This is a genomic window from Atopococcus tabaci DSM 17538 (genome assembly GCF_000429585.1).
In the GTDB taxonomy this organism is placed as follows: Bacteria; Bacillota; Bacilli; order Lactobacillales; family Carnobacteriaceae_A; genus Atopococcus; species Atopococcus tabaci.
This window is the reverse complement of sequence record NZ_AUCD01000108.1, coordinates 1-3,338: the sequence shown is the minus strand read 5'-3', so window position 1 is coordinate 3,338 and position 3,338 is coordinate 1. Positions and strand designations below refer to the sequence as shown.

The following is a 3,338-nucleotide window of genomic DNA, read 5'->3' as shown; positions in this document are numbered from 1 at the left end:
AAGAAAGTCATTAAATTATCGAACACCACTTGAGTGTTTCTTAGATCATGTAGACAATGATATTTTGTCTCGCTTAATTTGACAAATCAAATTTATAAAGATAGGTATTTTTATAAATAACTTAATTTATAGAAAATGCGTTATTTTTGTTTTCTAAATAGGCGTTTGCTATGATAAAACTGAATTAGAAAACGTGTTCGAGCCGGTATTTACAGAGGTTATTTTTCTCCGGCTGATAATTTAGGAGTGTGATATGGATGGAGGAAGCATTGGAAAGACGGGTTGAAGGAACGTATCAAACAGTGGATGAAGCGAAAGAAGCCGTCCAACGTCTGTTGAACGAAGGCTATCAAACAGATGAAATCCTGCTCATTGTGGAAGACGACAGTGGGTTTGAGGAGGAATTGAGAAAAGCGGCCCAAGTGCCGGTGGATGCCGTCGATGTGGATGAAGAGGACTCCTTTTGGGACCGCATCGTAGAAGCTTTCACGTTCAACGACGACGATGAAGATTCTCTGGAAAAATACGGCGTCCGTGAAGAAAATGCGGAGCGTTTTAACAGCGCACTGGAAGCGAACGAAATTGTTCTTCTGGTAGACAGTGCCGCACCGAGACACAACGGTTCCTTATCGGAAGTGAATGAACAGGTTTTGGCGTCAGAACCAGAAGATACAGTGACTCATTCTGACAGCAGCCTGCAGGCGGAAGCCACCCCAAACGAAAAAACGATTTATCAAGGAGGAAGTAACGATATGACTGACAAAGAAAAAAAACAAAACATTAATGAAGTTGGCAGCGACGAAGAGAAAGAAGTCACTCCTTCTGACGTAGACACTTCAGAAACCAACACAGATGCAATGGAAAGCACGCACGATGCCAGCCAGGCACAAAACACCCGCGAGGAAGAAGATGCTGCTTCAGGAGAAGCCACTTCTCAATCTGAAAAAACAAGTGCAGAGTCCACTCCAGACAAAGGCGATTCCTTGGAAACCACGCCTGAATTGACCGGAGACGAAGACACGGTCGTCAAAGATCCTTCCGGCGATCACCGTTACCCAGACAACATCGCAAAAGGAACAGTGGACGGAAAAGACAACAAATAGCCAGAGAGAAAAAGCGGATGAGGTCCGCTTTTTCCATTTCAAGGTTAGTCAACACAAAATGATCGGAGAAAGGAAGATAATATGAGCGAAAAAGACAAAATCAAAACACAGAAGCCAAAAGAAGGTTACCTTATTGACGATGAATCGTCCAACATGAAAAGAGAACCGATTGTGGAAAGTGATTCCTACAAAGCCGGAGGAAAACTGAAAGGCAAGAAAACACTTATTACTGGCGGAGACAGCGGGATTGGAGCTGCGACAGCGATTTTGTTTGCCAAAGAAGGGGCAGATGTAGCGTTCACGTACTACTCTTCGGATGAAGACGCCGAGAAAACAAAAAAACGTTTGGAAGAAATCGGCGCTAAAGTGAAGGTTGCAAAAGGTGATGTCGGAGACGAAACCTTTGCCAATCAGGTGATCCAAGATGTAGTCGATGAATGGGGATCGATTGATGTCCTGGTCAACCATGCAGGTGAGCAGCATGTCCAAGAAAGCATTCTGGACATCTCCGCTGAGCAATTGGACCGGACATTCCGAACCAACCTCTTCAGCATGTTCTATTTCATCAAGGCAGCTTTGCCTCATATGAATGAAAACGGGTCTATCATCAACACAACTTCCATCACCGCCTATAAAGGGAACCCTATCTTGATGGATTATTCCGGTTCCAACGGGGCCATCACTTCATTCACTCGTTCTTTAGCACAGAACCAAGAGATTCTGGATAAAAAAATCCGTGTGAACATGGTGGCACCAGGACCGATTTGGACACCGCTCATCCCAGCGACCTTCCCTGAAGACAAACTGGCGTCCTGGGGGAAAGATGGAGCAATCCAACGTCCAGGTGAAGCTTATGAACTGGCGCCGGCTTATGTATACTTGGCAAGTGAGGACTCGTCTTACGTCACAGGACAAACCATCCATGTCAACGGCGGCGTCATTGTGAATGGGTGACGCCTCACAAACGGAAAGGGGATTGTATGGGCAAAGTAGTCTTAGGCGCATACGGATCCGTTGAAGAAACCATCCGTGTCGTCCACAATGAATTGACCGAAGGAAATCGTTCGCCAAACGATATCGTGATTGTGACCAATGCTGAAAACAGAAACTTAATCATGAACCGTTCCCCGGTTGTGGTGGACGGAGTTTCCATCGACAGCTACCAATCCGTGTGGGAAAGTTTCAAGTCGATGTTTGCTTCAAAATACGACAAAACGGTGTTGGAAGAATACGGAGTGGACATCACTACGGCACGTGAATACAACGATGCCATCCGCTACGGGAGTTTTGTTGTTTTGGTGGAAGAAAATACCGGCGGCGGTTACGGCAATACGTATCAAAAGACAGATACCAGAGATATCCGCGAGGCATCCAAAGAAACGCTGGATTTAGAGTCGAATCGTCCTATGCAAGAAGAAAACATCCACAGGCCGGGCGAAGGGCTGGATTTGAAAAACGCTGATGAGAACATGCAGCATGGCCGCATTCCGCCTGAATAAGAAACGAATATGGAGGGAATCAAATGAAAGACAAGGAATTATGGCACAACGATCGCAGCGAATTGAATGAAGATCGAAGAGATGACCGCAGAGACCAAGTGTCACCTGAACCGGGTCCGTTAGGTTTTCTCGTGGAAAACGAGGACCAAGATACGGGAGACCGAGTGCCTAATGAATCTCCGATTGGGGACAACGTCAGTAATGAAGTCGAGACATTTTCCGACAGAGATTACGACAATGAGCGGGTGGAAGACGATACCACAACTCGCCGGGACGAAGAGCTTTGGATCAACGACGATGAGACGTTGACAAACAGAGAACGGGAAAATCGTTTCCACCGGGATAACGAAGACCGAAGAGAAGCTGACCGTGATTTCCAAGTGGAAGGCAACCCGTTAAGAGGTTCGACGGAAGAAAGTCCGTATCCACAGGAAGCACCTTCCGATAGAGATGAAGGTGTGCCGGAAGACCCTTCTCAGCGTCCGGAGTTAGACCCGACCGCTCACGCAGAAGATACCGAAAGAAGCTTGCCAAAGGGCCCGGGATCTCCAGGTCAAAGATCCGAAGGCATTTCACCTTCTGGAAGCGACGATATGTCCGGTCCGTCTAATTCAAGCAGATAAAAGTTAAATTGAACAAAAAAGACTTTCCGTGCAACATTCATGGAAAGTCTTTTTTTGCATGCACTCCTATGTGTAAAATAGTTGTCGGAAAGTAAAATAGTAGGGTAAGAAAT

Annotated in this window: 4 protein-coding genes; all 4 read left to right on the top strand. The window is 46.1% G+C overall.

The window, feature by feature from the left end:
* The first annotated feature begins 257 nt into the window (after positions 1-257).
* The 4 genes from G470_RS0111380 to G470_RS0111365 all read left to right on the top strand — a co-directional run bounded on the left by G470_RS0111380 (position 258) and on the right by G470_RS0111365 (position 3,225).
* Positions 258-1,103, top strand: a complete 846-nt coding sequence (locus tag G470_RS0111380) for a general stress protein (protein ID WP_028274899.1) — start codon at positions 258-260, stop codon at positions 1,101-1,103.
* Positions 1,104-1,184: 81 nt separating this feature from the next.
* A complete protein-coding gene (locus tag G470_RS0111375) occupies positions 1,185-2,057 on the top strand; it encodes an SDR family oxidoreductase (RefSeq protein WP_028274898.1) in 873 nt (290 codons plus the stop codon).
* Between the two features lie 26 nt (positions 2,058-2,083).
* Complete coding sequence (locus G470_RS0111370; protein ID WP_028274897.1) at positions 2,084-2,602, top strand: general stress protein; 519 nt, start codon at positions 2,084-2,086, stop codon at positions 2,600-2,602.
* A gap of 23 nt (positions 2,603-2,625) precedes the next feature.
* Positions 2,626-3,225 carry a hypothetical protein gene (locus G470_RS0111365; protein ID WP_028274896.1) on the top strand — a complete coding sequence of 200 codons (600 nt, stop codon included), beginning with the start codon at positions 2,626-2,628 and terminating at the stop codon, positions 3,223-3,225.
* Positions 3,226-3,338: the final 113 nt, after the last annotated feature.

Excerpts from the sequence above, each read along its gene's own strand:
- G470_RS0111365 (WP_028274896.1), top strand. The coding sequence starts at position 2,626 with ATGAAAGACAAGGAATTATGGCACAACGATCGCAGCGAATTGAATGAA.
- G470_RS0111370 (WP_028274897.1), top strand. The coding sequence starts at position 2,084 with ATGGGCAAAGTAGTCTTAGGCGCATACGGATCCGTTGAAGAAACCATC.
- G470_RS0111375 (WP_028274898.1), top strand. The coding sequence starts at position 1,185 with ATGAGCGAAAAAGACAAAATCAAAACACAGAAGCCAAAAGAAGGTTAC.
- G470_RS0111380 (WP_028274899.1), top strand. The coding sequence starts at position 258 with ATGGAGGAAGCATTGGAAAGACGGGTTGAAGGAACGTATCAAACAGTG.